General features: G+C 68.4%; 26 protein-coding genes and 1 tRNA gene. 16 read left to right on the top strand and 11 right to left on the bottom strand.

The features are described 5' to 3' along the window. Positions 1-47: 47 nt before the first annotated feature. From rhaS to ACI3KS_RS02740, 4 genes are read right to left on the bottom strand one after another with little or no spacing between them, the layout of a single operon-like run. Positions 48-1,091 carry a rhamnose ABC transporter substrate-binding protein gene (gene rhaS / locus ACI3KS_RS02755; RefSeq protein ID WP_404914960.1) on the bottom strand — a complete coding sequence of 348 codons (1,044 nt, stop codon included), beginning with the start codon at positions 1,089-1,091 and terminating at the stop codon, positions 48-50. Between the two features lie 53 nt (positions 1,092-1,144). Continuing rightward, a complete protein-coding gene (locus ACI3KS_RS02750) occupies positions 1,145-2,194 on the bottom strand; it encodes an ABC transporter permease (RefSeq protein ID WP_404914958.1) in 1,050 nt (349 codons plus the stop codon). Beyond that, a complete protein-coding gene (locus ACI3KS_RS02745) occupies positions 2,191-3,219 on the bottom strand; it encodes an ABC transporter permease (RefSeq protein ID WP_404914956.1) in 1,029 nt (342 codons plus the stop codon). The genes ACI3KS_RS02750 and ACI3KS_RS02745 overlap by 4 nt, the downstream gene beginning before the upstream one ends. Continuing rightward, positions 3,216-4,745, bottom strand: a complete 1,530-nt coding sequence (locus ACI3KS_RS02740; protein WP_404914954.1) for a sugar ABC transporter ATP-binding protein — start codon at positions 4,743-4,745, stop codon at positions 3,216-3,218. The genes ACI3KS_RS02745 and ACI3KS_RS02740 overlap by 4 nt, the downstream gene beginning before the upstream one ends. A gap of 169 nt (positions 4,746-4,914) precedes the next feature. Here ACI3KS_RS02740 and ACI3KS_RS02735 point away from each other — a divergent pair, with 169 nt between their 5' ends. Together ACI3KS_RS02735 and ACI3KS_RS02730 are read left to right on the top strand one after the other, a co-directional pair. Then, on the top strand, positions 4,915-5,922 hold the full coding sequence (locus ACI3KS_RS02735) for a LacI family DNA-binding transcriptional regulator (protein WP_404914952.1): 1,008 nt from the start codon (positions 4,915-4,917) through the stop codon (positions 5,920-5,922). Positions 5,923-6,004: 82 nt separating this feature from the next. Then, positions 6,005-6,367 carry an antibiotic biosynthesis monooxygenase family protein gene (locus ACI3KS_RS02730; RefSeq protein ID WP_404914950.1) on the top strand — a complete coding sequence of 121 codons (363 nt, stop codon included), beginning with the start codon at positions 6,005-6,007 and terminating at the stop codon, positions 6,365-6,367. 9 nt (positions 6,368-6,376) lie between these two features. On the opposite strand, the gene ykgO is transcribed toward ACI3KS_RS02730, so the two are convergent. Beyond that, positions 6,377-6,499 (bottom strand): type B 50S ribosomal protein L36, encoded by a 123-nt coding sequence (gene ykgO, locus ACI3KS_RS02725; RefSeq protein WP_404914948.1) that lies wholly within the window; start codon positions 6,497-6,499, stop codon positions 6,377-6,379. A 73-nt stretch (positions 6,500-6,572) separates the two neighbouring features. Here ykgO and ACI3KS_RS02720 point away from each other — a divergent pair, with 73 nt between their 5' ends. Then, positions 6,573-7,577: a GTP-binding protein gene (locus ACI3KS_RS02720; RefSeq protein ID WP_404914946.1), complete on the top strand. Its 1,005-nt coding sequence runs from the start codon at positions 6,573-6,575 to the stop codon at positions 7,575-7,577. Positions 7,578-7,594: 17 nt separating this feature from the next. Here the strand turns inward: ACI3KS_RS02720 and ACI3KS_RS02715 are convergent, their stop codons facing one another. Next, positions 7,595-7,885 carry a hypothetical protein gene (locus ACI3KS_RS02715; protein ID WP_404914944.1) on the bottom strand — a complete coding sequence of 97 codons (291 nt, stop codon included), beginning with the start codon at positions 7,883-7,885 and terminating at the stop codon, positions 7,595-7,597. Positions 7,886-8,027: 142 nt separating this feature from the next. Here ACI3KS_RS02715 and ACI3KS_RS02710 point away from each other — a divergent pair, with 142 nt between their 5' ends. From ACI3KS_RS02710 to ACI3KS_RS02700, 3 genes are read left to right on the top strand one after another with little or no spacing between them, the layout of a single operon-like run. Beyond that, positions 8,028-8,561, top strand: a complete 534-nt coding sequence (locus tag ACI3KS_RS02710; RefSeq protein ID WP_404914942.1) for a quercetin 2,3-dioxygenase — start codon at positions 8,028-8,030, stop codon at positions 8,559-8,561. Between the two features lie 2 nt (positions 8,562-8,563). After that, the gene (locus ACI3KS_RS02705) at positions 8,564-9,346 is read left to right on the top strand and encodes an alpha/beta hydrolase fold domain-containing protein (RefSeq protein WP_404914940.1); all 783 of its coding nucleotides are present in this window, start codon (positions 8,564-8,566) and stop codon (positions 9,344-9,346) included. Positions 9,347-9,383: 37 nt separating this feature from the next. Beyond that, positions 9,384-10,331 carry a LysR family transcriptional regulator gene (locus ACI3KS_RS02700; protein ID WP_404914938.1) on the top strand — a complete coding sequence of 316 codons (948 nt, stop codon included), beginning with the start codon at positions 9,384-9,386 and terminating at the stop codon, positions 10,329-10,331. Here ACI3KS_RS02700 and ACI3KS_RS02695 read toward each other — a convergent pair. Then, entirely contained in the window at positions 10,298-11,527 is a 1,230-nt protein-coding gene (locus ACI3KS_RS02695; protein ID WP_404914936.1) for a glycoside hydrolase family 1 protein, read from the bottom strand. The genes ACI3KS_RS02700 and ACI3KS_RS02695 overlap by 34 nt on opposite strands. A gap of 61 nt (positions 11,528-11,588) precedes the next feature. Then, positions 11,589-12,893 (bottom strand): MFS transporter, encoded by a 1,305-nt coding sequence (locus tag ACI3KS_RS02690; protein WP_404914934.1) that lies wholly within the window; start codon positions 12,891-12,893, stop codon positions 11,589-11,591. A gap of 141 nt (positions 12,894-13,034) precedes the next feature. On the opposite strand from ACI3KS_RS02690, the gene ACI3KS_RS02685 reads away from it, so the two are divergent. The 8 genes from ACI3KS_RS02685 to ACI3KS_RS02650 all read left to right on the top strand — a co-directional run bounded on the left by ACI3KS_RS02685 (position 13,035) and on the right by ACI3KS_RS02650 (position 20,415). After that, complete coding sequence (locus ACI3KS_RS02685; RefSeq protein ID WP_404914932.1) at positions 13,035-13,625, top strand: TetR/AcrR family transcriptional regulator; 591 nt, start codon at positions 13,035-13,037, stop codon at positions 13,623-13,625. Between the two features lie 53 nt (positions 13,626-13,678). Further along, on the top strand, positions 13,679-16,285 hold the full coding sequence (locus ACI3KS_RS02680; protein ID WP_404914930.1) for a family 78 glycoside hydrolase catalytic domain: 2,607 nt from the start codon (positions 13,679-13,681) through the stop codon (positions 16,283-16,285). 69 nt (positions 16,286-16,354) lie between these two features. Further along, entirely contained in the window at positions 16,355-17,170 is an 816-nt protein-coding gene (locus ACI3KS_RS02675) for a nucleoside hydrolase (RefSeq protein ID WP_404914928.1), read from the top strand. 51 nt (positions 17,171-17,221) lie between these two features. Next, positions 17,222-17,542, top strand: coding sequence for a hypothetical protein (locus ACI3KS_RS02670; RefSeq protein WP_404914926.1), 321 nt, complete (start codon positions 17,222-17,224; stop codon positions 17,540-17,542). 37 nt (positions 17,543-17,579) lie between these two features. Beyond that, positions 17,580-17,753 carry a hypothetical protein gene (locus tag ACI3KS_RS02665; RefSeq protein WP_404914924.1) on the top strand — a complete coding sequence of 58 codons (174 nt, stop codon included), beginning with the start codon at positions 17,580-17,582 and terminating at the stop codon, positions 17,751-17,753. 71 nt (positions 17,754-17,824) lie between these two features. Next, entirely contained in the window at positions 17,825-19,078 is a 1,254-nt protein-coding gene (nhaA, locus tag ACI3KS_RS02660; RefSeq protein WP_404914922.1) for a Na+/H+ antiporter NhaA, read from the top strand. 96 nt (positions 19,079-19,174) lie between these two features. Beyond that, a complete protein-coding gene (locus tag ACI3KS_RS02655) occupies positions 19,175-20,215 on the top strand; it encodes an iron-containing redox enzyme family protein (RefSeq protein WP_404914920.1) in 1,041 nt (346 codons plus the stop codon). Beyond that, entirely contained in the window at positions 20,212-20,415 is a 204-nt protein-coding gene (locus ACI3KS_RS02650) for a CDGSH iron-sulfur domain-containing protein (protein ID WP_404914918.1), read from the top strand. Before ACI3KS_RS02655 ends, ACI3KS_RS02650 begins: the two co-directional genes overlap by 4 nt. Before the next feature lie 29 nt (positions 20,416-20,444). Here ACI3KS_RS02650 and ACI3KS_RS02645 read toward each other — a convergent pair. Together ACI3KS_RS02645 and ACI3KS_RS02640 are read right to left on the bottom strand one after the other, a co-directional pair. Then, positions 20,445-20,517 (bottom strand) — tRNA-Thr (locus ACI3KS_RS02645). Positions 20,518-20,558: 41 nt separating this feature from the next. Next, complete coding sequence (locus ACI3KS_RS02640; RefSeq protein ID WP_404914916.1) at positions 20,559-21,515, bottom strand: DsbA family protein; 957 nt, start codon at positions 21,513-21,515, stop codon at positions 20,559-20,561. A gap of 229 nt (positions 21,516-21,744) precedes the next feature. Here ACI3KS_RS02640 and ACI3KS_RS02635 point away from each other — a divergent pair, with 229 nt between their 5' ends. Both ACI3KS_RS02635 and ACI3KS_RS02630 read left to right on the top strand, forming a co-directional pair. Further along, positions 21,745-22,851, top strand: a complete 1,107-nt coding sequence (locus ACI3KS_RS02635; RefSeq protein ID WP_404914914.1) for an ABC transporter ATP-binding protein — start codon at positions 21,745-21,747, stop codon at positions 22,849-22,851. Positions 22,852-22,933: 82 nt separating this feature from the next. Continuing rightward, entirely contained in the window at positions 22,934-24,241 is a 1,308-nt protein-coding gene (locus ACI3KS_RS02630) for a DUF4032 domain-containing protein (protein ID WP_404914912.1), read from the top strand. A gap of 83 nt (positions 24,242-24,324) precedes the next feature. Here the strand turns inward: ACI3KS_RS02630 and ACI3KS_RS02625 are convergent. After that, positions 24,325-26,369, bottom strand: a 2,045-nt coding sequence (locus ACI3KS_RS02625; protein ID WP_404914910.1) for a VaFE repeat-containing surface-anchored protein, incomplete at its 5' end; no start/stop codon positions are given.

Genomic DNA, 26,369 nt, shown 5'->3' with positions numbered 1-26,369 from the left:
AGGGGCGCCGAGGCCTTCGCCCCGACGCCCCTCGTGAGGGATCCCACTCAGAAGTCGAAGTCGCCGATGTTGTCGGCGTCGAACACGAACGGGTCGCCCAGCAGCACGACGCCGTCAGCACCGACCGTGTACTCGCCGAGGTCGCCGGCCTCGAAGGTGTCGCCCTCTTCACCCGTGATGTCGCCCTGGATCAGAGCGGCCGCGGCGTAGGCCGCGAGGTAGCCGAGGTCCTCAGGGTTCCACAGCGCGAACGCCGTGACGGTGCCGTCCTCGACGTACTCGCGCATCTGGTTCGGGGTGCCCAGTCCGGTGATGAACACCTTGCCCTTGTAGTCCGAGGTCGAGACGTAGCGAGCCGCCGCGGCGATGCCGACCGTGGTGGGCGAGATGATGCCCTTCAGGTTCGGGTGGGTCTGCAGCAGCGCCGCCGTCTTGTCGAACGACGTCTGGTCGTCGTCATCGCCGTAGACGGTCTCGACGAGCGTGATGTCGGGGTACTCGCTCGCGAGGTACTCCTCCATGAGCTCGATCCACGCGTTCTGGTTCGTCGCGTTCGCGGATGCAGACAGGATCGCGATCTCGCCCGAGCCGCCGATCTGCTCGGCGATCAGGTCGACCTGCACCTTGGCGATGCCCTCGGCGTCGGCCTGGTTGATGAACAGGTCACGGCAGTCGGTGTTCGTGTCGGAGTCGAAGGTGACGACCTTCACACCGGCGTCGCGCGCCTCGTTCAGCGCGTCGCAGATCGCCTTCGGATCGTTCGCCGAGACGACGAGACCGCCGACGCCCTGCTGCGTGGCCGTGTTGATGTAGCTGACCTGAGCATCGGGCGTCGCCTCGGCGGGACCGACCTCGGCGAACGTGCCGCCGAGAGCCTCGACCGCAGCTTCTCCGCCCTTGCTCGACGTGTCGAAGTACGGGTTGCCGAGGTTCTTCGGCAGGAACGTGATCGACAGGTTGTCGGAGGAGCCGCCCTCGGAACCGCCACCGGACCCCGACGAGCTACCGGTGTCGGCGCATCCGGTGAGGACCAGGGCCGCGGCCATGGCGACAGCCGCGAAGGCCGTCACCCGCTTGCGTGCAAACTTCATTGTTCTTTCCTTTCGAGAGTCACCGCTGGCGGATGCCGACGGCAGGAGCTGCCTCATGGTGCGGGAGAGGCTGCGGATCTGAGGGGCGGGCCGGCCTTCGCACGGAGGCGCTGCGCCCAGGCGAGCACACTGGCCGCGACGACCGAGAAGACGAGGAGCCCACCCGTGATGATGTTGATGACGTCGCTGGTGATCCCGGCGCCGCGCAGCGCGCTGGAGAGCACGCCGATCAGAAGCACCGCGGCCACGACTCCGTGGAGGTGACCCCGTCCTCCGAACACCGACACGCCTCCCAGCACGACCGCCGCGATCACCTGCAGTTCGAGGCCGGTCGCGTTGTCGCCTCGCGCCGAGCCGAAGCGCAGCGTGTAGAAGATGCCGGCGAACGCGGCGACCGCTCCGGACAGGACGAAGAGGATGAACTTCGTCCGCTCGACGTTCACGCCGGAGAAGCGCGCGGCGTCCTTCGAGAGACCGATCGCGAACACCCCGCGACCGAACGGCGTGAAGTGCAGGATCACGACGAAGATCGCGAGCAGGATGAGGAACGGCACGACGATGTACGGGATCGTCGTGCCGGCGATCTTCGCCTTGGCGAGGGCCGTCCAGAACTCCGGGAAGTCCGTGACGGCGGCGGTGCCGAGCAGTCCCACGGCGAGACCCCGGTAGAGCGCGAGCGTGCCGATGGTCACGGCGAGCGACGGAAGCCCGACGACCGTGACCAGGAAGCCGTTGAACGCTCCCCCGACCACGCCGACGACCAGTGCCGCGACCGCCGCGACCTCGAACGGTGCCCCTGCCTGGACGAGCGCGCCGGTGACGACGCTCGCCAGCCCGACCATGCTCCCGACCGACAGATCGATCTCCCCGGTGATCATGACGAGAGTCATCGGCAGGGCGATCAGCAGGATCGGTGCCACGTCGAGCAGCAGGTAGTTCGCTGTGATCGGCTGCGAGAACCCCCTGACGGTCGCCGCAGCGACGATCACGACGAGCACGAGCAGCGCGATGATCGCGAACTCGCGGGTGAGCAGGACCCTCCGCCAGGCGGGGCGGTCGTAGTCGCGGATGACCCGCGTCGTGGCTGTGGTCGCCGTGGTCATGATTCGTCCCTCGCGTCGATGAGCCGCCGTTTCTGCCGCACGGCCAGGACGCGGTCGAGCACGATCGCGCCGATGATGAGCACGCCGACGACGGCACGCTGCCAGAAATCCGGGATGCCGAGGATCGGCAACGCGCGGTTGATGGTCATCAGCAGCATCGCGCCGATGGCCGCGCCCCAGACCGAGCCGACGCCGCCTGTGATCGCGATGCCGCCGATCACCGCGGCGCCGACGGCATCCAGTTCCCACCCGGATCCCGCCTGCGACGACACCGAGCCGTACCGCGCGGCGTAGAAGACGCCGGCGAGACCGGCCAGCGCACCGGAGAGCACGAATGCGGTGACGATGCGCCGAGTGACCTTGAGGCCGTAGAGTTCGGCGGCAGCGGGGTCGGAGCCGATCGCGTAGTACTCGCGTCCGCCGCGGGTGTTGCGCACGTACCAGGCCGCCGCCGCGAGGACGAGGACGGCGACGATCGCGAGCACCGGGATGTAGAGCACCTGCTGGGTGCCGAGACCGAGGAACTCCTTCGGCATGTCCGAGGCGTTGACCCGGTCGCTCCCCGTCCACAGCACGTTGATGCCGCGATAGGCATACAGCGTTCCGAGTGTGATCACCATCGCCGGCACCTTCGCATAGGCGACCAGGGCACCGTTCACGAGACCCAGCAGACCGCCGAACACGACTGCGGCGACGACCACGACGATGATCGGGATGCCGGGCACATCGATGAACAGACGACCGGTGAGGTAGGCGGTGAGGCCCATGACCGAGCCGACCGACAGGTCGACGTTGCGAGTGATGATGACGATCGCCTGGCCCACCGCGACGAGCACGAGGATCGACGGCGTGAGCAGCAGATCACGCCAGCCGTCAGCGGAGAACAGGAAGTTCGGGTTCTTCACCGTCGCGGCGATCACGACGATCGCGAGCGCGGCCAGGATGCCGAACTCTCGGGCACGGCCGACGCCGCCGAAGGCTTTCTTCTTCGCGACGGACGGCGTCGCGGTACTGGTCACGGTCATGCGTGCTGCTCCGATGCATGGGTCGCGGCGAACATCACGTTCTCGCTGGTGGCTTCAGATCGGGGGATCTCGGCGGTGATCCGGCCCTCCCGCATCACGAGCACACGGTCGGCCATGCCGAGCACCTCTGGCAGCTCGGACGAGATCATGACGATGCCCATGCCCTCCCCCGCAAGCTGCGAGAGCAAGCGGTGCACCTCGGACTTCGTTCCGACGTCGATCCCTCGCGTCGGCTCGTCGATGATGAGCACCTTGGGCTGCGTCGCCAGCCACTTCGCCAGGACGACCTTCTGCTGGTTGCCTCCGGAGAGGGTCGCGGCGACGGTGTCGAGCGCGTGCGTCTTGACCTCGAGCCGCGACGCCCACTCCTTCGCGGCACGGTTCTCGATGCCGGTCGTGATGAGGCCCCACTTCGCGAGCCGCTGACGGATCGCGAGAGTGATGTTGCCCCCGACTCCCGAGTCGATCACCAGACCCTGGCGACGGCGGTCCTCGGGGACGAGGGCGAGGCCGGCGCGCATCGCGGCCGTCGGGTTACGGCGGGGAACCGCCGCGCCGAGCATCCGCACCTCCCCCTCACGGTAGGCGTCGACACCGAACACGGCACGCACGACCTCGCTGCGTCCGGCACCGACGAGGCCCGCCAGCGCGACGATCTCGCCGGAGCGGACCGTGAAGGAGATGTCATGGAACACTCCAGGGCTGGTGAGTCCCGACACCTCGAGCAACGGCTCGCCGATCGCGGCCTCCTGCTTGGGGAACAGCTCGGTGACGTCGCGACCGACCATCTGCCGCACGAGGTCGTCGACCGTCGTCTCGGCGATCGGCGTTGTTGCGATGTATGCCCCGTCGCGCATGACTGTGACAGTGTCGCAGAGGTCGAAGACCTCGTCGAAGCGGTGCGAGATGAACAGGATCGCCCTGCCCTCGTCGCGCAGGCTGCGGGCGACGGCGAACAGGCGGTCGACCTCGACGCCGCTGAGTGCAGCGGTCGGCTCGTCCATGATGAGCACGCTGGCGTCGAGCGAGATGGCCTTGGCGATCTCGATGATCTGCTGGTCGGCGATCGAGAGGCCGTCGGTGATGCGATCCGGATCGAGGGAGACGCCGAGGCGGCGGAAGATCTGCTCGACCTCGGTGCGCATCGCCTTGCGATCGATGCGTCCGAGCCGACCGATGGGCTGGCGCCCCATGAAGATGTTCTCGGTGACCGAGAGGTCGGGGAAGAGCGTCGGCTCCTGGTAGATCACGGCGATGCCTGCGGCCTTCGACTGCGCGGTGCTCGTGAAGTCCACTGTCTCGCCATGCAGACGGAAGTCACCGGAGTCGCGACGGTAGAGGCCCGCCATGATCTTGACCAGCGTGGACTTGCCTGCACCGTTCTCGCCGATCAGGGCGTGGATGGAGTTCGGCTGCAGCTGCAGGCTTCCTGAGCGGAGCGCGACGACGGGTCCGAAGGACTTGACGACGCGATGCAGCTCCAGCGCGGCGCCGTTCGCGCTGCCTGAGGATACTTCGTCGACCACGGGCGGGTCCTCTCCTTCGAGGTGGGATTCGTACGGAATGAACTGTACATGAATCGATTCAGGTTCGTTCACGCTAGTGTAGGTGACAACGACCGGACGTCAACACCCTTCGGTCCGGATCGAGACCGACTCGATGACGACATGACCCCCGATGACGAGAGGATCACCCGTGCCCGTCAGCATCCGCGATGTCGCGCAGCGCGCCGGGGTGTCGGTCGGCACGGTGTCGAACGTCCTGAACCGCCCGGATGAGGTGTCCGCCGATTCGGTGGAGCGCGTCAGCCGCGCGATCGACGAACTGGGCTACGTGCGCAACGATGCCGCCCGCAAGCTCCGCGCAGGGGTCAGCACGACCGTCGGATTCATCGTGCTCGACGGCCAGAACCCGTTCTACAACGAGCTGGTGCGCGGCGCCGAGGACGAGGCGTCGAGCCACGGCATCGCGGTCCTCTACGGCAACACCGATGAGGATCCGCGGCGCGAGAAGATGTACCTCGATCTGTTCCACGAGCAGCAGGTGCGCGGCCTCCTCGTGATCCCCTACGGCGACGTGATCAGCCAGCTGCGCCGTCTCAAGGCGAGCGGCATCGCCGCGGTGCTCGTCGACCGGTTCAGCGCCGACAGCGGGTTCTCCTCGGTGTCGGTCGACAGCGTCGCGGGCGGACGACTCGCCGTCGAGCACCTGATCGAGATCGGGCGCCGACGCATCGCCTTCGTGGGCGGGCCGTTCGACATCCGCCTCGTCACCGATCGACTCGCCGGCGCTCGCTCGGCGGCCGAGAACGCGGCCGTCCCGGTCGACCTCGAGGTCGTCGCGACATCGGCCTTGTCAGTGGAAGAGGGCGCCGCCGCCGGCGCCCGCATCCTGTCGCGTCCGCGGAGGGAATGGCCCGACGCGATCTTCGCCGCCAACGACATGCTCGCGCTCGGCCTGCTGCAGTCGCTCAGCGCGGATGGACGGATGCTGGTGCCCGACGACATCGCCCTCATCGGCTTCGACGACATCTCTTTCGCCGCCGCGGCGGTCGTTCCCCTGTCGTCGATCCGCCAGCCCGCGCGCATGATCGGCCGGACCGCGCTGAAGGTCCTGCTCGAAGAGGCTGCGGATCCCGACAGCATCCCTCGACAGACCGTCTTCCCTCCGGAGCTCGTGATCAGGCGGTCGACGGGAGGCTGACGCAGGCGGCGCTGCCACCAACCCGCTCTGGAGACGTCGTCGCTTCTCGGTCATACTGGGCGCATCCGATCGGGAGGCCACGATGTACACGTCGACATTCATCTTCCGCTCGACCGGCTACGACGACGAATTCCATACGCGCAACGACGAGATCGCCGAGCGAGCTCGCGCGATCCCCGGCTTCCTCGGTGAGGAGGAGTGGGGCAACGATCGCACGGGATTGCACTCGGAGGTCTACTACTGGGAGAGCCTCGATGCCCTGCATCAGTTGATCGGCATGGACGCGCACCGGGACGCGAAGGGACGCCGCGAGCGGTGGATAGATTCGTACAGGGTCGTGATCGCCGAGGTGCTGAGCACCTACGGCGACGACGACCTGGGGCTCGAGCACACACCGGATGCCGGATGCCGAGGCTCCGAAGAGTCGCAGAGTCCGGCATCCTGAAAGCCGCCGTCAGCCCTGGCGGCCCTTGAACCGCGGGTTCAGTCTGTTGATCACGAAGACGCGACCGCGACGTCGGACGACCTGTGCCCCCGGCTGATTCTTCAACGACTTGAGCGACGCTCGGACCTTCATCTCATCATCTCCTATTGAGAACGGTTATCATTTTCAGAATAGGCGCAGAATCGCCCGAACGGAAATGAGACATATGAGCGTCACCGAGATCACCGTCGTCACCGGCAGCCATGCCCACTGCCGCTCGGCCTGCGCGCACCGGATCGCGCGCCGGCTCGACGGCATCCGCTTCGCACCCGTCTCTCTGTCGGGTCACGACGACAGCGCTGCTGCACTCGAGCGCGCGATCGAGGCGCGGACCGGCGCGCACATGGTCATCGAGCTGCCCGCCGGCGCCGCCATCGACGCGGCGATCGGGACGCTCGAGGCGGAGCCCGACGTCACGATCACCGAGACGGTCTGCGTCATCGACGCCTCCGCGTTCTTCACGGACCTGCTGGTCGACGACTACGTGTCCGTCGCGGGAACGAATCCGATCCTGTACGTGGCGCGCGCCCTGCGCACCGTGCAGTGCGTCGAGCACGCCAGCACGATCCTTGTGGCGGAATGGGACGACGTCGAGACGCGCGACCTGTCCATGCTGCTCGCGGTCCTGAGCCACCTCGCGCCCGCTGCGCGGCTCCGGCTCGAGCGCGAGGTCGATGACGCTCCACCCGCACCGTTCTCCATGCGGCGACATCAGCCCGGCTGGGTGCACCTTCTCAACGGCGACCACCGACCGCACATGACCGACCTCCGTGTCAGCGCGTTCCGCTACGAACAGATGCGCCCTTTCCACCCGGTGCGGTTGCACGAGCTGCTCGAGACGAGCTTCGGCGGCGGAGCGTTCGGAGCGGTCCTGCGTTCGGCCGGGTTCTGCCGTCTCGCGAGCCGGCCGGGGGTCGTCGGCAGCTGGGATCAGGTCGGGCAGATGATCTCGCTCGAACCTCTCACCCGCGACGAACAGGGACAGTCCGAACTGCTCGCGCTCGGACAGGACATCGGATTCATCGGCATCGACCTGGATGCCGATGCGCTCACGACTGCTCTGGACAGGGCGACGCTCTCGGACGCGGAGTTCACCGCGGGGCTCCGGGAGTGGGCGCGATTCGCGGACCCGTTCCCCCGATGGGACGCGGGAGTCGAGACGACCGACTGATCGGCAGTCCCGATCGGTCAGTCCCGACGGCGCCCCGCCCGCACCGCCCTGTGGATCGCACCGTACAGGCGGAGGAGCGCCGGCACGACGACGTAGACCGAGAGCGGCACCACGACGAGCGTGAGCACGAACGCCCTCAGCAGCGGAGGCCAGCCGTGGGCGAGCCCCTCGAGAACGAACATCCCGAGTCCGACCAGCGGGAAGATCGCGAGCCAGGTGAGAGCTGCCCGCACATGGATCGAGGGCACATGCGGCCCCACGATCGTGGGCTCGTCATTCGTCGCGGGCGTCTCTGACACGACGACCATGCTGTCACGGCCGGAACTGGCACGCGGGCGACTTCATGAGGTTCTGCCTCATGAACGTTCACCCGATCCACCTGGCCGTCGATGCCGTCGCCGGGTCAGTATGGGGACTTCGACGCACGACCGCCGCAACGAGGAGGCTCCCATGACCGATCAGAACACCGCCGCGACCGCACTCCCGGCCGGGCCCCTCCCCTACTTCCTCGCCGACGGCGAGGGCGACAAGCTCGTGCTGTTCGACCAGCTCTTCACCCTGCTGACGACGTCGCCGCAGACCGAGGGGCAGTTCGACGCCTTCCTGACCGAGGGCCGCCCCGGCCGCCCGGTTCCCCCGCACTTCCACGCGCTCACCCATGAGACGTTCTTCGTGCTCGAGGGAGCGATCCGCCTCTGGGTCGACGACCAGCAGGGCTTCCGCGAGACGCGCATCATCGAGGCCGGCGGCTTCGGCTACGTGCCCAAGAACGCCATCCACTCGTACCGGATCGAGCAGACCGGCAAGATCTTCGGCATCACGAGCGCCGGATTCAGCGACTTCTTCCGTGCCGTCGCCCGGCCGACCGATGTCGCCGGCATCCCGACGCCGGATGCTTTCCACATCCCCTCCCCCGAGTTCTTCCAGGCCCAGGGTGCAGAGCACGACGTCAACTTCGTCGACGGCTACGAACTGTTCGACTGATCGTGGGCGAGATCCTCCGCGACATCGAGTTCGTCCGGCACGACGGGTTCCGCCCGCTCACGGCCGACCTCCACCTGCCGTCCGACCGCGGGCGGCCGTCGCCCGTCGTCGTCTTCGTGCACGGCGGCGGATGGCTGCGCGGCAGTCGCCGCATCTTCTGCCCCGGCTTCTCCGAGGAGGAGACCTTCGGCGCCGTCATGGCCCGCGGTCGGGCGGTGCTGTCGATCGACTATCGGCTGAGCGGCGAGGCGGCGTTCCCCGCCCCGCTCGACGATGTCGTCGCCGCGATCGACTGGGTCCGCGACGACGGAGCCGCGGGCTACGGACTCGACGCCGAACGCATCGCGCTGTGGGGCGAGTCCGCCGGCGGACATCTCGCGGCCCTCGCCGCCCTGCGTCCCGGATCGTCGGTGCGGGCGGTGGTCGACTGGTACGGACCGAGCGATCTCGCGCTGCTGCTGGCGGATGCCGACGAGCGCGGTGGACCGACACGCGAGCAGTCGCTCCTCGGTGGATCCGGCGCGTACTCCGACGCCCTGGTGCGCGCCGCGAGTCCGCGCTTCGCCGCCCGACCGGATGCACCGCCCTTCCTGCTCGCGCACGGCACCGCCGACGACCTCGTCCCTCCCGTGCACAGCGAGGTGCTGGCGCAGGCGCTGACGGATGCCGGTGCACACGCCGAACTCCAGCTCGTGCCGCGCGCGGGCCACCTCTGGCGCGGGCTGAGCGACCTCTCCTCGGTGCTGCCGCGCGCGCTCGATTTCCTCGACGCTCACGTCCGGTGACACAGCGAACAGACGTCCGAGGGCGGAGGATGGTCCCATGTACGACGTGTCCCTGCACGCGATCCGCTACTTCTGCGTGGTCGCCGAAGAGCTCCACTTCGGCCGCTCGGCTGAACGGCTGAGCATCACGCCACCCTCGCTCAGCCAGCAGATCCGACGACTGGAGTCGCAGCTCGGCGGCGCGCTGTTCGAGCGGACCTCGCAGCATGTCGCCCTGACGGACCTGGGGCGTGAGTTCCTCCCTCTTGCAGAGCGGATGCGGGACGATCATCGACAGATCATCGCCTGGGCCGCCTCGAAGGACGAGGAGAGGAGGACGCCCGTCCTCCGCGTCGGGGTGATCGCCGCCGGCGCCGGTTCATCGACCGCCGAGATCATCGCGCGTGTTCTGGAACGGCATCCGACCGCTCGCATCGAGATGCGTCGACTCGGCTTCTTCGATGTGCGAGACGAACTGGAGTCCGGCGGCGTGGACGTCGCCATCGCACCGTCGCCCCTGCGCAGCACAGCCGGGGTGCGAGCCGAGGCGCTGATGCGTGAACCGCGCGTTCTCGTCGTCCCCGCGGGTCACCGCCTCGCAGGTCGCGAGTCGGTGTCGATCGGAGAGACCTCGGACGAGGTCTTCGTCGTCGCCTCGAACGGGCCGTCGGACGTCATCGACTGGTGGGTCGTCGACCCGCGACCGGACGGGAGCCGGCCGCGGCTCGGAACGACGGCGGACAGCCTCGACGGGCTCTTGGACCTCGTAGCCGCAGGCGCCGGCGTGAACATCGCCGGGGCATCGGTCGCGCACCATCACCGGAGGGACGATCTCGCCTACGTCCCGATCAGCGACATCGAGCCGGTGACCATCTCGGTGTGCACGCTCGTCGCGTCGCGGCATCCGCTCGTCGACGCGTTCCGCGACGCCGCGCGCGAGCTGTCGTCGCTCGCGCGCGGCGGGATCGAGCCTCAGGAGCGCGCGGACTCCACGAACGACGCATAGGCCGCCGCGCTCGGCTTGGGCGTCCGCTCGAAGGTCTCGCGATCGACGGCGACCAACCCGAGCTTGGGACCGTAGCCGAAGATCCACTCGAAGTTGTCCATCAGAGTCCAGTGGCAGTAGCCGAGCACCGGAGTACCCGCGGCGATCTCCTGCTGCAGACCGGCCAGGGCCGCGGGGATGAACGCCTCCCGCTGAGCGTCGTCATCGGACTGCAGGCCGTGCTCCGTGACGAGCACGGGCACACCGGAGCGCTCGTGCGCGTACCGCACCGCTCCGGCGAGTGCGCCCGGTTCGATCGCCGTGCCCATACCGTTGAGGGCTCCGGCGGGTGCCACCTCACCGTCAGCGTCATAGACGAACTGCTCGTAGTTCTGCACACCGATGAAGTCGTCGTCGCGAGCGACGTCGAGCCAGTGGTCGTACACGGCGGCTCGGCGAGCATCACGATGCGCCTCGCCGCCGGGCAGCGCGACCTCGTCGGCGATCGCGATCGAGATTCCGACAGGCAGCTCCGGACGACGACTCTTGATCGCGGCCTTGGCAGCGCGGTGCGCCACGGTGAACGCAGCTTGGAACGCGTGCTGCCTGTCGGCGGGGATCACATTCGAAGCGAAGTAGTGCTCAGTGCCGGACTTCTGTGCGGCGGCCGCGAGCATCTCCTTCTTGATCTGCTCCGCAATCGGGGGCAGCTTCCCCCCGGCCTGCAACAGCTGCTCCAGGTTGGGCTCGTTGATGGTCACCGCCGCGGCGATCCGGTCGCCGAAGCGGTCCATGACCCTGCCGACCTGCAGCGCGAAGAGATCCGCCGCGTCATCGGCGAGCCAGGATCCCGCCGCAGAGAACCAACTAGGTGCGGCGAAGTGGTTGAACGTGACGACCGGAGCGAGCCCCCGGGCGACAGCCGCATCGATCACCTTCTCGTAGTGGTCGAGAGCGTCCTCGGAGATCTCGCCGCGGCGCGGCTCGATCCGTGCCCACTCGACCGAGAAGCGGTAGGCGTTCAACCCGAGGCCCGCGACGATGTCGAGGTCGTCTTCGTAGCGCTCGTATGCCTGGCAGGCGTCTCCGGAGCGCTCGCGGAAGAGCGAGGGCTCGACGTGCTCGAGGAACCAGATGTCGCTGTCGACGTTCGCGCCCTCGTTCTGGTGGCCGGCTGTGGCGACGCCCCAGAGGAAGGATTCGGGGAAGGAGGTCATGTTGTCTTTCTTTCTGGGAGACGTCGGGGCTCCGGCCAGGCGGCAGGAGCCCCGACGGTGGTCAGCGCGCGCCGCGCACGAAGGTGATCACGAGACCGCCGATCACCGCGGCAATCGCGCCGGCGATGAACAGCGCGGAGAAGTTGCCTCCGCCGCCGATCGCGAGCAGCGCGGGCGCCGCCGCAGCGACGATCGTGACCGGCAGGTTGTCGGCGATCTTCAGGATGCCGATGTCCTTGGCGGGGTTGTCGGGATCGGGCAGCACCTGGGTGGCGAGCACCATCTCGACGGCGAAGTAGACACCCTGTCCGAGACCGACGATCGTGCACGCGATCAGGTAGCTGCCGAAGTCGGGGGCGACGGATGCGAGCACAAGGCCGGCCGCGAGGATCAGCGCGGCGACGAGGATGAACGGCTTGCGGATGCCGAGACGGTCACTGAGCTTGCCGATCGCGGGGGCCACGAGCAGGGTGATGCCCGCGTTGACGACGACCGTGAGGAGGATCGCGGTACCGAGGCCGGCGGGTTCCAGATGCAGACGCTGGAGCATGTAGATGGCCTGGTAGCCGTTGAGCGCGGCGACTCCCGAGAACACGAGCATCCGGCTGGTGAAGACCCATGCGAAGGCGGAATGCTTCAGCGGATTGACCCAGAAGACGCCCAGCGCTCGGCGCAGGTCGAAGGACGGCAGCGGGAAGTCCCATTTCGGGTCGCGGACGACGGCGGCGAGCAGGAGCATCCCGACGACGGCGAGTGCGGTGGGGATGCCGACCAGGGGCACAAGCGCGTCGCCGAAGGGCACCGCGACAGCCATGCCGAACAATGCGCCCACCGGCGTTCCCATGCTCAGCAGTGCGATCGCGACACCGCGGCGATCGGCCGGCAGCTGGTCGGTGAGCAGAGCGGTGACGGTGACGTTCGCCGTGACGAAGCCGGTGGTGATCAGCAGGTGCGCGAGCACGAACACCGGGATGTTCGGGGCGGCGATCAGTGCGACGGCACCCGCCGCGAAGGCGATGGCGCCGAACACCAGATACGGCCGACGACGGCCGAGGCGGGAGCGCGAGCGGTCGCTCAGAGTGCCGATGACCGGCAGCGCGATGAGGGTGAGGATGCCGGCGACGCCGCTGGAGATCGAGATGATGGTCGTCGCCGCGCCCGCATCGAGTTCGGTGGCTTTGAGCGTGAGCGTCAGGAGCGCGGCGGACATCTGCGCCGCCCCCGCTCCGACCATGGCGAGGACCAGGAAGAACACGAATCCGCGCGGCAGGTGGATCGTCTGGCGGAACAGTTCGGTCGGGGTCGGCTCGACCACGGCATCCGTGGTGAGGGGCGGCGTCGGCGCCGCGGAATCGGGGAGTGTCATGGTGGCTTCCTTGCCGTGCGGACCGCTGCGGAGCGGCCGGAGGGATTCTTCGGGTGCGCCTCGGAACGAGGGCTGCGAGGACGCTAACACGAAAACATGAAGCATTCAATGTTTTCACGTTTCTGCTGATACGGTGCTGTCATGGCAGGTCCCCGCGGCGAGTACCGCAAGAGCGCACAGCGGCGCGAGCAGATCCTCGATGCCGCGTTCGCGGTGTTCTCTCAGAACGGCTATTCGGCCAGTTCGGTCAACGAGATCGCCCGCGTCGTGGGGATCACCCAGACCGGGGTGCTGCATCACTTCGCCGGCGGGAAGACCGAACTGCTGCGCGCCGTGCTCGAGCGACGGGATAGCCAGGCCGAGCTGCTCCTCGACGAGAAGACGGGTCGGGAGTTCCTCGCAGCACTGGTCGACATCTCTCGGTCGCAGCGTCTCCAGCGCGGCGTCGTGCAGCTGTACGCGATCCTCGCCGCCGAGGCCACCGCGCCCGACCATCCGATCCGCCCGTACTTCACCGAACGATTCGAACGGATCGCTGCCGCGGTGACGGCGGCATTCGCCGAGGTCGGCGCAACCGGCGGTCTGCGCGACGGTGTGGACCCGCGCCGTGCAGCGCTGACCAGCATGGCGGCGGTGGAGGGCCTGCAGCTGCTCTGGCTGAACGACCTCGACGTCGACATCGCCGAAGACAGCGCCCGCGTCATCAACAGCTTCCTCGTCACCCCCCTCTGACCGCCCGCGCGGTGCCGCACGCCGCGCCGCGGCCACACGTTCTCAGGAGAACCATGCCCCTCACCGTCCGTCGCCCCCGTGTCGAGCACCACCGCGAACCCCTCGGCATCGGCGAGAGCCGACCGCGGCTCTCCTGGGTGGTCGACACCGAGCTCGAGGGCTGGAGCCAGGTGGCGTACGAGGTGTCGATCGACGGCGCCCCGGGTGGCTGGGTGGAGTCGACCGCACAGATCCTGGTGGAGTGGCCCGGCGCTCCCCTCGCGAGCCGCGATCGGCGGAGTGTGCGCGTCCGCGTCCGTGGCGATGACGGCGCGGAGTCCACGTGGAGCGAGGCCATCGACGTCGAGGCCGGTCTCCTCGAGCCGTCGCTGTGGGCCGCGAGCCTCGTGAGTCCGGTGCTACCCGCAACGGGTGAGGGCGGCGAGCCCGCGGCCCTGCTCCGTGGCGAGGTCGAGCTCCCCGGCGACATCGTCCGAGCCCGCATCCGTGCGACCGCGCACGGAGTGATGACCCTGCACGTCAACGGTGCTCCCGTCGGAGACGACGTGCTGCACCCCGGGTGGACGAGCTATGCCTCCCGCCTGCGGTACCGCACCTGGGATGTCACGGAACAGGTGCGCAGCGGCCGCAACGCGATCGGTGTGCACCTCGCGGACGGCTGGTACCGCGGGTACCTCGGCTTCGCCGGCCTCCGTGATGTGTACGGCGATCGCACCGCCGCTCTCGTACAGCTCGAGGTCGAGCACACCGACGGCACGCTCACCGTGGTCGGTACCGACGAGACATGGCGATCGAGCCTGGGCCCGGTGACCCGGGCCGACCTGTACATGGGCGAGACGTTCGACGCGAGCCGGATCGTCGATGGATGGGCTGAACCGGGCTTCGACGATTCGCGGTGGGATGCCGTCGCTCTCGTCGCTCTCGACACCTCGACCCTCGTCGCACCCGACGGCCCCGCCGTGCGGGCGACCGAGGCACTGCGGCCGGTCGAGCTCATCACGTCACCCTCGGGCGAGACGATCCTCGACTTCGGGCAGAACCTCGTCGGACGCCTCCGTGTCGCGATCCCCGAGGGAACCGGAACGGTGACCATCCGCCATGCCGAGGTGCTCGAGCACGGCGAACTCGGCACCCGGCCGCTCCGAGCCGCGCGCGCGACCGACGAGATCGTCCTCGACGGCGACGCCCTGGTATGGGAACCGTCGTTCACGTTCCACGGTTTCCGCTACGCCGAGGTCGACGGCTGGCCCGGCGAGGTCGATCCCACCGCGTTCGAGGCCGTCGTCCTGCACACCGACATGCGACGGATCGGCGAGTTCTCCTGCTCGGACCCGCTGCTCAACCGTTTGCACGAGAACGTGGTGTGGGGCATGCGCGGCAACTTCCTCGATGTGCCGACGGACTGCCCTCAGCGCGACGAGCGTCTGGGGTGGACCGGCGATCTCATGGCGTTCGCCCCGACGTCCGCCCATCTGTACGACACCGCGGGGATGCTCTCCGGCTGGCTGTCCGACCTCGCCGCCGATCAGACCGACGACGGCAACGTCCCCGTGTACATCCCCTGGGCCGATGTCGACCCGAACCTGCCGCCGCTCGGCGCCGAAGCCGGATGGGGCGACGCCGCGACGGTCGTGCCGTGGACGATCTACGAGCGCTACGGCGACACCGGGATCCTCCGCCGTCAGTGGACCTCGATGACCGGTTGGGTCGACGCGCTCGCCCGACGTGCCGGAGACCGCATCGACTTCTCCAGCGGCGGCTTCTCGTTCGGCGACTGGCTCGACTCCGCCGCACCCGATGACCAGCCCTGGGCCGCGCGCCTGCCCTGGCAGGCGGTGGCCACCGCGTACCTCGCCCAGTCGGCTCGGATCCTCCGCGATGCGGCGTCGGTGCTCGACGAGACGGATGCCGCTGCGCACTACGGTGCTCTCTTCGACCGCGCCGCCGCGCGGTACCGCGACGAGTACGTCACACCGTCGGGTCGTGCGGCCTTCCCCTCGCAGACCGCGTACGCCCTCGGCATCCGGTTCGGTCTGCTCCTGCCCGAGCAGGCGGCCCACGCCGGTTCGCTGCTCGCGGCGCAGGTAGCCGCCGACGGGTTCCGCATCGGCTCCGGCTTCCTCGGCACGCCCCACGTCCTCGACGCGCTGGCGGACTCCGGCGAAGCCGCGACGGCCTGGAAGCTGCTGCTGCAGCGCGAGGTGCCCTCGTGGCTCTATGCGGTGACGATGGGGGCGACCACCATCTGGGAGCGGTGGAACTCGATGCTCCCCGACGGCTCGATCAACCCCGGGGACATGACCTCGTTCAACCACTACGCGTTCGGAGCGGTCGCGGACTTCCTGCATCGTCGGGTCGCGGGGTTGGCCCCTGCGGAGGCCGGATACCGCCGCATCCGCGTCGCTCCCCTGCCGACGCCGGAGCTCACCTGGGCGCGCGCGAGCCACGACACCCCGTACGGACTCGCCTCCGTCTCCTGGACCCTCATCGACGGCGACTTCACGCTCGAGGTTATCGTGCCGCCGTCCACCACCGCCGAGATCGCCCTGCCCGACGGTTCCGAGGCCCTGACCGTGGGCTCCGGGACTCACCGGTTCACCTGCCGCTTCACTCCGGGTGCGGCCGCCGCCACTGCGGCGAGCTTCGACGCGTCCGCCTGAGTACCACCGAGCCTGACCATCACCGATCCTGACCATCGCCGATCCTGACCATCACCGAGGAGCATCACCATGGCCCTGTCCATCGCCACCCGCCCCGTCCTCGTCGACAACGACTGGGCGGGCGATCCCGACGGGCTGGTCGCTCTCGCGCATCATCTGCTGTCGCCGTCGGATGCGGTGATCGCTGTCACGAGCTCGACGCTGAACCCCGTGTTCGGGCCGCCGGAGGGGACGGCCGAGCGAGGAGCGGAACTGGCCCGCGCCCTGCTCGAGCGGATCGAGCGGAGCGCGCCCGTCGCAGCCGGAGCCGACACACCGTTCGCCGACGACAGCCGTGAGACGGCCGCCGCCCGCCTCATCGTCGATGCCGCCCGTTCTCACGACGACGGCCGCCTCACGGTCGTCTGCGGCGGTCCGCTCACGAACGTCGCCGATGCCCTGCGAGTGGATCCCGGTATCGCCGAGCGCATCCGTCTGCTGTGGGTCGGCGGAACGATCGAGGACGGCGCTTTCGAGTACAACCAGGACACGGATGCCGACGCCGCGCGGTTCGCGCTCGCCGCAGACGGACTGGAACTGATCCGCTTCCCGGCGGAGACCTACCGGTTGCCAGCGATCTCGGTGGCGGAGCTCGAAGACCGTCTCGTCTCATCAGGGCCGGTGGGGCGCTGGCTGTGGGAGCGGTACGAACAGCTTCCGTTGCCCGAGGGTTTTCCCGTCGACCCGGTGTGGCCGCTCGGCGACAGCGTCCCCCTCGCGTTCACCGCGCTGCCCCACGCCGCGACCCGTCTGGAGAGCGTCGAAGGACATCAGGTGTGCACGGCACTCGATTCCCGACTGATCATCGAGGATCTGTTCGCGCGGCTCCGACTCGCGAACCGCTAGACGACGTCGAAGGCGTCGCACGCAGGACCGTCCCGCAGTAGTGTGGCGCACATGGCCGAGCTGCAGTACGGGAATTCAGGGCAGCCGATCTTCATCGAGGATCGCGCACTCGCCCATCTGAAGATCGTCATCGCGACGAAGCTGCGTCGGCAGGAGAGCTTCACGCTCTCCTGGAACCATCCGGACGAGGGGCTCGGCTCGAAGTCGACCATCTGGATCCATCCGTCGATCCCGCTACGATTCTCGTTCGACGAACCCGAACCGCCTCCGCTCAACGCGCGATGGATCGAAGAGCTGATGAAGGATGCCGGGTCCACGGGCGGCATCTGCCTGATCGACGAGGTTCCCGAGGTCGCCGAGCCGAAGCGCTGAGCGCTCTTCTCCCAGGGCGCCCCTGTAGCCTGAAAGCATGACCTTCCTTCCGATCGGTGGAGCGGCGCGCGCTCCGCGTCGGCTGGTATCGGCGACCTCGATGGTCGCCTCGGAAAAGGTCGTCATGCACCCGGGGACGAACGGGTGGACGAGCGTGTGGGGCACTCTGTCGCACGGCGAGATAGCGGGCTGCCCGCCGCCACGCATCTGACGCACCGCCGACCCGCTGTGGGCGGAGGTGCGTTCGCGTGTCCATGTCGCTCTCACCCTCGAGGTTCTGCTGTGTCTTCATCGTCCCGTCTCCGTGTCGCTCCCCATGAGCTGTGGCGCGGCATCCGCTCCACCGTCCGCAGCGACATCACCGCCGGAGCGCTGCTCCTCGCGGCGACCGCCATCGCCCTGATCCTGGCCAACAGTCCCGCCTCCGGCTGGTACTCGACCGTGCGGGACCTCACGTTCGGCATTCCTGAGCTGCATCTCGAGCTGAGTGTCGGCGCCTGGGCTGCCGACGGGCTGCTCGCGATCTTCTTCTTCGTCGTCGGTCTCGAGCTGAAAGAGGAGTTCGTCGCGGGGCGACTCCGCGATCCACGAGCCGCCGCCCTCCCGATCGCGGCGGCCGTCGGAGGAGTCGTCGTGCCCGCCGCGATCTTCCTGCTCCTGACGGCCGGAGACGCAGAGGCGTCGAGGGGGTGGGCGATCCCCACGGCGACCGACATCGCCTTCGCTGTCGCCGTGATCGCCGTCGTCGGACGGGCTCTACCACCCGCGCTGCGCGTGTTCCTGCTCACTCTGGCCATCGTCGACGATCTGATCGCGATCACGATCATCGCCACCGTCTACACCGACGCGATCAGCCTCCCCTGGCTCACCCTTGCGCTGCTCCCGCTCGCCGGATTCGCTCTTGCGGCGCAGAAGGGCATCCGCACGTGGTGGATCCTGTTGCCGCTCGCGCTGACCACGTGGGTCCTCATCCACGCATCCGGGGTGCACGCCACGGTCGCCGGAGTTCTCCTCGGCTTCGTGGTGCCCGTGCTGCCCACCGATCGCGCTCGCGTTCAGGTCGGAGCGGATGCGGACGGTCCTGTCTGGGAGGGATTGGCTCCGCACTGGGCCGACCGATGGGGCGTCGTCGCGACAGTGTTCGCGGTCCCCATCTTCGCGTTCTTCTCGGCGGGGGTCGAGATCGGTGGGCTCGACGGGCTCCGCTCGGCGTTCTCCGACCCGATCACCCTCGGGATCGTGGTCGGCCTCGTCATCGGCAAGCCCATCGGCATCCTGGTGACGACGTTCGTCCTCAGCCGCATCCCCGCTCTCCGGCTCGATCCATCGCTGCGCTGGTGGATGCTCACCGGGATGTCCTTCGTCGCGGGCATCGGCTTCACGGTCTCGCTCCTCGTCGGAGAACTCGCGTTCGGCGCGTCCTCCGTCGCCGACGAGCACGTCAAGATCGGGGTGCTCACGGGCTCTCTCGTGGCCGCGCTGATCGGGGCGATCACGCTGGCCGCCGGCAGAGCGAAGGCATCGGTGCGGGGATGATGCCGCTCTAGTGTCGGAGCGCTGCCGTCGTCAACCCCCTCGTCGCGTGGTCGAACGTGTTCGACGCTGTCCGTACAGGGGGAACAGGAGATCCGTATGACGAGCACCGTCGAACCCACTCGCACGGCCCTCGCACCGACGGCTCGAGGGCCGGTCAGCGATGCAGTGATCCGACGGCTTCGCGGTCTGTCGCACACCGAGTTGCACCCGCGAGCGGAGGAGCTGACCGAGGGCACACCGGACGCGATCCGGGACGATGACCTCCAGGTCGCCCTGTTCGCCCTCTACGCGTCGTCGTACGGATCGATCCCCGACTTCCACGCCGATCTCGAATGGGATCCCGTGCTGATCGAGACGAGGCGGATCCTCGAGGGGCGGTTCGAGAGCGATCTGCGATCCGCGGTTCGTGCGCCCGCGATCCCCATTGCCACGGCGGATGCCGTCGCTCGGGCACTGTTCGGGCTCACCGGCGCAGACGACGGGCCGAGCCTCTCGCGCTTCCTGGCGAAGAAGGCCACACCCGAGCAGGCGACCGAGTTCCTCATCCAGCGCTCGATCTACACGCTGCGCGAAGCGGATCCGCACTCCTGGGCGATCCCCCGTCTGCACGGGAGGGCGAAGGCCGCGCTCGTGGAGATCCAGTCCGACGAGTACGGCGGCGGGCGTCCGGATCGCGTGCACGCCGAGATCTTCGCCGCCAGTCTGCGGGCGGCGGGGCTCGACGCAACCTACGGCGCCTATGTCGACGAGGTTCCGGCGATCACCCTCGCTTCGCTCAACACCATGTCGATGTTCGGGCTGAATCGCAGGCTGCTCGGAGCGATCGTCGGTCACCTGGCCGCGTTCGAGATGACCTCGTCCATCCCGAACCGCTTCTACGGCGACGGACTGCGCCGACTCGGCTTCGATGCGACGGTCACCGACTACTTCGACGAGCATGTCGAAGCGGATGCCGTGCACGAGCAGATCGCGGGACGGGACCTCGCCGGCGCGCTCGCGGAGGATCAGCCGGACCTGCTGCCGGACATCATGTTCGGTGCGGCGGCCTGCCTTGCGGTCGACGGATGGGCGGGAGCGAACATGCTGGACGCCTGGTCGGCCGGCCGATCGTCGCTTCGATCACCGGAAACGGCATGAAGCCGCGCCCGGCGACGGTCACGCCGTATCCCGACGGTCCGATCCTCATCCGCGGCGATGTCGAGCTGACCGACGTCGACGGCCGGCCGATCCCCCGATCGCGCCGGACTGCGGCGCTCTGCCGGTGCGGTCTGTCGAGCATCAAGCCGTTCTGCGACGGCACGCACAAGGCCGCCGGGTTCCGCACCGGGGAGCAGTAGAGCATCGGGCGAACAGCCCGGCGAAACTGAGCCGACTACGGGACTCGAACCCGTGACATCCTGTTTACAAGACAGGTGCTCTACCAGCTGAGCTAAGTCGGCGAACGCTCCCAGCTTAGCGAGGAGCGCGACCTGTTCCGAACTTACTGGGATGGCGTCGGAGACGGAGTCGGAGTCGGCGTGGGGGACGCCGTCGACTCGTAGTAGGCGTCGCTCGCGACGGTCAGCACGAACTGCGAGAACTCGGCCGCGTCGTCGAGAGCGCCGACATAGGCCTGGCCGTTCACGACCACCATGGGCGACGAGGTCAGCACGAGATCCTCCGACCCTGCGAGCGGGCCGTCGAGGGCACGCGTCGTGGCCTCCTTGACCCAGCTCGTGTAGTCCTCGTCCTCGATGCACGAGCGGATGCCCTTCACATCGTCGACGCCGACCGCCGCAGCCGCGTTCGCGAGCTCCTCGTCGCTCAGCCCGTCGGTGTTGACCTCGGGCTGATCATCGAGCAGGTCGTGGTTGAAGGCGTAGAACTGATCGGGCGAGTGCGTCGCGACGCAGGCTGCGGCCGCCGCCGCGCGCAGCGAGTACTTGGTCCCGTTCGAGCTCGCGGTGAGCAGGGCGACCGGGTGATAGGTGACGGTCGCCGCACCCTCGGTGATCCACCCGGACAGCTGGCGCGAGTTCGCCTTCTCGAAGACACCGGCATCCGGCGAGAGGTAGTCCACATAGATGTGGATGTCGACCGGTTCGGCCGTCGACGTCTCTTCGGGAGCAGGCGTCGCCGACTCACCGGATGCCGGCGCGCCGGGTTCGGGTGTGGCGGGCTGCCCGTCGGCGGCCGTGGTCGCACCGACGGTGGTGATGAGGATGCCGTCGCCGTCGATGCCGCTCGGCGTGAGCTGCGGCTTGGTGACCTGAGCCGACACGGCGAGCGTCACGGCGGTGCCGATCGCACCGACGGCGGCGACCGCCACCACACCGACGATGACCCGTCGCATGATGCGCGCCCTGGACTGCTTGGCGTGCACCTTCTGTGCCTTCTCCCGCACTGCCTCGCGCGAATTGCGTGGGGTGGGGACGTTCGGCGTCTCGTCGCTCGACATCGTTCCTCTTGAAGGTCTCGGTGGGGATGGGTGTCCCCGGCGCCGCTGCTCGCGACGCGTGCCGCGAAGCGCGGCCGGATTCGATGTTAACCAGCCTGTCTGGGAAATACCCAGACGCCGCTCCATCTGGCATACTGATCCCGACCCGATGAGGGGTCACGGCGGGTGCGCCCGCCGCTCTATCACTACGGATCGTCCGGCACGTACCTGCCGGTGAAGGAGAAATGTCATGGCATCTGTCACGTTCGATGACGCCACCCGCCTGTACCCCGGAGGCACCCGCCCCGCTGTGGACAAGCTCAACCTCGAGGTGGGAGACGGCGAATTCCTCGTCCTCGTCGGCCCCTCCGGTTGCGGAAAGTCCACGTCCCTGCGCATGCTCGCCGGCCTCGAAGAGGTCAACGCCGGCCGCATCCTCATCGGCGACCGCGACGTCACCGATGTTCCGCCGAAGGACCGCGACATCGCGATGGTCTTCCAGAACTACGCGCTCTACCCGCACATGACGGTCGCCGAGAACATGGGCTTCGCGCTCAAGATCGCCGGCGTCGGCAAGGAGGAGCGCGCCACCCGCGTCCTCGAGGCCGCCAAGCTCCTCGACCTCGAGCAGTACCTGACCCGCAAGCCGAAGGCCCTCTCGGGTGGTCAGCGTCAGCGTGTCGCCATGGGTCGCGCCATCGTGCGTCAGCCCCAGGTGTTCCTCATGGACGAGCCGCTGTCGAACCTCGACGCGAAGCTGCGTGTGCAGACCCGTACGCAGATCGCCTCGCTGCAGCGCCGCCTCGGCGTCACCACCGTCTACGTCACGCACGACCAGACCGAGGCGCTCACCATGGGTGACCGCATCGCCGTGCTGAAGGACGGCCTGCTGCAGCAGGTCGGCTCGCCGCGCGACCTGTACGAGAAGCCGAACAACGTGTTCGTCGCCGGCTTCATCGGCTCCCCCGCCATGAACCTGTTCACCGCTGACCTCGCCGACGGCGGCGTGCAGTTCGGTTCCGAGGTCGTCCCGCTCGATCGCGCGACCGTCTCGAGCGCCAGCGGCAAGCAGATCACGGTGGGCGTCCGCCCTGAGGACATCACTGTCGGCCCCGCCGACGGCAAGGGCCTCGCGGTCACGGTCGACCTCGTCGAGGAGCTCGGCGCGGACGGTTACCTGTACGGCCACACCGACATCAACGGCAAGCGCACCGACATCGTCGCGCGCGTCGACGGCCGCAGCCACCCGAACGCGGGCGAGACCGTCACGCTGGCCGCCAACCCCGGCCACGTGCACGCCTTCGACCTCGAGTCGGGCGAGCGCCTGAACGCAGCTCCCGTCATCTCGGCATCCTGAGCTGACAGCCCTCGCGGCGCGGGTCGACCTCCTGGTCGTCCCGCGCCGCGTTGCTTTTCCCCCTCCACCCCCAAGGAGAACCATGCAGGACGCCCTCCGCATCAACGCCAGCTCCGTCGACCCCGGCCTTCTCGGCCTGCCCTGGTCGACCGGTCTGGCGCAGTGGCCGTCCGAGCACATCGTGTCGCTCCCGAAGGGCCTCTCCCGCCATCTCGTGCGATTCGCGGACCTCTCAGGCCGGGTGGTCGCGGTCAAGGAGACCACCGCCGAGATGGCCCAGCGCGAGTACGACATGCTCGGCAACCTCGCCCGCCTGCAGGTGCCGTGCGTCGACCGCGTCGCCGTGATCTCCGGTCGGACGGATGCCGCGGGAGACCCCCTTCCCGCGGCCCTGGTGACCTCGCACCTGCGATTCTCGATGCCCTATCGTGCGCTGTTCACACGTGTGCTGCGCCCTGACACCGCCACCCGCCTCGTCGATGCCCTCGCCCTCCTGCTGGTGCGTCTTCACAACGTCGGCTTCTACTGGGGCGACGTCTCGCTGTCGAACACGCTGTTCCGCCGGGACGCGGGAGCCTTCGCCGCCTACCTCGTCGACGCCGAGACCGGCGAGCTGCACGAGGAGGGACTGACCGACGGCCAGCGCGCCTACGACCTCGACCTCGCGCGCACCAACATCGCCGGCGAGATCATGGACCTCGCCGCCGGCGGGCGGCTCGAGCACGGAGTGGATGCCGTCGCCATCGCCGACGGCATCGTGTCGTCGTATCGATCGCTGTGGGCAGAGCTCACGGCACAGGAGTCGTTCTCGACCGCCGAGACGTGGCGCATCACCGAGCGGGTCGAGAGACTCAACGCGCTCGGGTTCGACATCGACGAAATGTCGATGTCGACGACCTCCGACGGCACGGTCGTGGAGATCCAGCCCAAGGTCGTCGACGCAGGTCACCATCAGCGGCGCCTGATCCGTCTCACCGGACTCGACGTCGAAGAGAACCAGGCCCGGCGCCTGCTCAACGACCTCGACGAGTTCCGAGTCCGCTCGAAGAAGCAATGGGCCGACGAGGAGATGTACGCGCACGAGTGGCTGACGCGTGTGTTCGAGCCCGTCGTGCGCGCGATCCCCTATGAGCTGCGGACCAAGCTCGAACCGGCCGAGGTGTTCCACCAGGTGCTCGAGCATCGCTGGTATCTGTCCCAGGCCCAGGGCCGAGCGGTGCCCCTCGCCGAGGTTCTCACGAGCTACATCAACGAGGTGCTCCGCCACCGACGCGACGAGGCGACCATCATGGGTCCGCCGACCGAGACCATGAGCCTCCCGGTGATCACCGGCGTGACCCCGGTCGCCGATGATGAGGATGAAGAGGTCGACTGGCGCGACCTCGTCTGACGCGCTGGCCGCGCCGACGGCATCCGCCCGTGAACGAGAGAGGGCGACGGAGCCGAAGCTCCGCCGCCCTCTCATGTCAGTCGTCAGCTGAGCTCGTGCTCGTTCTTACGACGCCGAACCGCGACCAGCACCGCACCGGCGACGGCCGTCAGGACGCCGAGTCCGAGCAGACCGACCGGGATGATCGCACCGGTGGTGGCGAGGCCGCCCGTGCCGCCCGAGGTGACCGGAACGACCGGCTTCTTCTCGACGGTCACGGTCTGCGCAGCATCCGCGATGTCCGTGTGCTGCGCCACCGTCTCACCCGCAGCGACCGATCCCTCGAAGAGGTACTCGAACGCCACCAGGATCTCGCCGGCGTGACCCGCAGGAACCGTGAATCCGACGTCGACCGTGCCGTTCGGCTCGGTCGGCGTGAACGTCGTCGACCCGGTGATGCCGGTTCCGGAACCATCCGACTTGTGCATGAGCTCACCGGTGACGGTGTACTCGACGCCGGGCGTCAGGTTCTGGTACGCGATCGTGTCGACGACCGTGCCACCGTTCCATGACAGGGTGTGGTCCTTGTCGGCGCTGTCCACGAGAGACGTGCCGATCGACGGAACCGTCACCACCGGCTGCTCGTCGACCGTGACGGTCTGCGCAGCATCGTCGATGTCCGTGTGCTCGGCCACCGTCTCACCCTCGGCGGTCGCGCCCTCGTACAGGTACTCGAACGCCACCAGAGCGTCGCCCGCGTACCCGGTCGGCACCACGAACGTGACATCGACCGTGCCGTCCGCCGTGGTGGGCGTGAACGTCGTCGATCCGGTGATGCCCGTACCGGTGCCGTCGGACTGTAGCATCAGCTCACCTGACACCGTGTACTCGGTCCCGACGGTCAGGCCGGTGTATGCGATCGTGTCGATCACCGTGCCACCGTTCCAGACCAGGTTGTGGTCCTGATCGGCGTCGTCCACGAGAGACGTGCCGATGGACGGAACCGTCACCACCGGCTGCTCGTCGACCGTGACGGTCTGCGCGGCATCGTCGATGTCGGTGTGCTCGGCGATGATGTCGCCCTCTGCGGTCGCCCCCACGTACAGGTACTCGAACGCCACCAGAGCGTCGCCCGCGTAGCCGGTCGGCACCACGAACGTCACGTCGACCGTGCCGTCGGCCGTGGTCGGCGTGAACGTCGTCGACCCGACGATGCCGGTGCCCGAACCGTCAGCCTGCAGCATCAGCTCACCCGTGACGGTGTAGGCGGTACCGGGCGTCAGGTTCTCGTACGCGATCGTGTCGATGACCGTGCCACCGTTCCAGACCAGGTTGTGGTCGTCGTCGGCGCTGTCCACGAGCGTCGTGCGGACGACGGGCTGCTCGTCGACCGTGACGGTCTGTGCGGCATCCTCGATGTCCGTGTGCTCCGCGATCACCGTGCCGGTCGCGGTCGCGCCCACGTAGAGGTGCTCGTAAGCCACGAGTGCGTCACCGGCGAATCCGGTGGGAACCGTGAACGTCACATCGACGGTGCCGTCGGCCGTGGTCGGGGTGAACGTCGTCGAACCGGTGATGCCCGTCCCCGAACCGTCGGCCTGCAGCATGAGCTCACCCGACACCGTGTACTGCGTGCCGACCGTGAGACCTGTGTACGCGATCGTGTCGATCACCGTGCCACCGTTCCACACCAGGTTGTGGTCCTGATCAGCACTGTCCACCAGCGAGGTGCCGAGGGTCGGAACCGCCGGCTGCTCATCGACCGTGACGGTCTGCGCAGCGTCATCGATGTCCGTGTGCTCGGCGATCACCGTGCCGGTCGCGGTCGCGCCCACGTAGAGGTACTCGAACGCCACCAGGGCGTCACCCGAATAGCCCGTCGGGACGACGAACGTCACGTCGACCGTGCCATCGGATGCCGTCGGGGTGAACGTCGTCGAACCGGTGATGCCCGTCCCCGAACCGTCGGCCTGCAGCATGAGCTCACCCGACACCGTGTACTGCGTGCCGACGGTGAGACCGGTGTACGCGATCGTGTCGATCACCGTGCCACCGTTCCACACCAGGTTGTGGTCCTGATCAGCACTGTCCACCAGCGAGGTGCCGAGGGTCGGAACCGCCGGCTGCTCATCGACCGTGACGGTCTGCG

It is taken from the genome of Microbacterium sp. ZW T5_45 (assembly GCF_044987415.1).
Lineage (GTDB): Bacteria > Actinomycetota > Actinomycetes > Actinomycetales > Microbacteriaceae > Microbacterium.
This window is presented reverse-complemented; position numbering and strand designations above follow the sequence as displayed.

Excerpts from the sequence above, each read along its gene's own strand:
- rhaS (WP_404914960.1), bottom strand. The coding sequence starts at position 1,091 with ATGAAGTTTGCACGCAAGCGGGTGACGGCCTTCGCGGCTGTCGCCATG.
- ACI3KS_RS02650 (WP_404914918.1), top strand. The coding sequence starts at position 20,212 with ATGAAGCCGCGCCCGGCGACGGTCACGCCGTATCCCGACGGTCCGATC.
- ACI3KS_RS02700 (WP_404914938.1), top strand. The coding sequence starts at position 9,384 with ATGTACGACGTGTCCCTGCACGCGATCCGCTACTTCTGCGTGGTCGCC.
- ACI3KS_RS02675 (WP_404914928.1), top strand. The coding sequence starts at position 16,355 with ATGGCCCTGTCCATCGCCACCCGCCCCGTCCTCGTCGACAACGACTGG.
- ykgO (WP_404914948.1), bottom strand. The coding sequence starts at position 6,499 with ATGAAGGTCCGAGCGTCGCTCAAGTCGTTGAAGAATCAGCCGGGGGCA.
- ACI3KS_RS02655 (WP_404914920.1), top strand. The coding sequence starts at position 19,175 with ATGACGAGCACCGTCGAACCCACTCGCACGGCCCTCGCACCGACGGCT.
- ACI3KS_RS02665 (WP_404914924.1), top strand. The coding sequence starts at position 17,580 with ATGACCTTCCTTCCGATCGGTGGAGCGGCGCGCGCTCCGCGTCGGCTG.
- ACI3KS_RS02745 (WP_404914956.1), bottom strand. The coding sequence starts at position 3,219 with ATGACCGTGACCAGTACCGCGACGCCGTCCGTCGCGAAGAAGAAAGCC.
- ACI3KS_RS02680 (WP_404914930.1), top strand. The coding sequence starts at position 13,679 with ATGCCCCTCACCGTCCGTCGCCCCCGTGTCGAGCACCACCGCGAACCC.
- ACI3KS_RS02710 (WP_404914942.1), top strand. The coding sequence starts at position 8,028 with ATGACCGATCAGAACACCGCCGCGACCGCACTCCCGGCCGGGCCCCTC.
- ACI3KS_RS02750 (WP_404914958.1), bottom strand. The coding sequence starts at position 2,194 with ATGACCACGGCGACCACAGCCACGACGCGGGTCATCCGCGACTACGAC.
- ACI3KS_RS02690 (WP_404914934.1), bottom strand. The coding sequence starts at position 12,893 with ATGACACTCCCCGATTCCGCGGCGCCGACGCCGCCCCTCACCACGGAT.
- ACI3KS_RS02670 (WP_404914926.1), top strand. The coding sequence starts at position 17,222 with ATGGCCGAGCTGCAGTACGGGAATTCAGGGCAGCCGATCTTCATCGAG.
- ACI3KS_RS02720 (WP_404914946.1), top strand. The coding sequence starts at position 6,573 with ATGAGCGTCACCGAGATCACCGTCGTCACCGGCAGCCATGCCCACTGC.
- ACI3KS_RS02630 (WP_404914912.1), top strand. The coding sequence starts at position 22,934 with ATGCAGGACGCCCTCCGCATCAACGCCAGCTCCGTCGACCCCGGCCTT.
- ACI3KS_RS02730 (WP_404914950.1), top strand. The coding sequence starts at position 6,005 with ATGTACACGTCGACATTCATCTTCCGCTCGACCGGCTACGACGACGAA.
- ACI3KS_RS02715 (WP_404914944.1), bottom strand. The coding sequence starts at position 7,885 with ATGGTCGTCGTGTCAGAGACGCCCGCGACGAATGACGAGCCCACGATC.
- ACI3KS_RS02685 (WP_404914932.1), top strand. The coding sequence starts at position 13,035 with ATGGCAGGTCCCCGCGGCGAGTACCGCAAGAGCGCACAGCGGCGCGAG.
- ACI3KS_RS02635 (WP_404914914.1), top strand. The coding sequence starts at position 21,745 with ATGGCATCTGTCACGTTCGATGACGCCACCCGCCTGTACCCCGGAGGC.
- ACI3KS_RS02695 (WP_404914936.1), bottom strand. The coding sequence starts at position 11,527 with ATGACCTCCTTCCCCGAATCCTTCCTCTGGGGCGTCGCCACAGCCGGC.
- ACI3KS_RS02640 (WP_404914916.1), bottom strand. The coding sequence starts at position 21,515 with ATGTCGAGCGACGAGACGCCGAACGTCCCCACCCCACGCAATTCGCGC.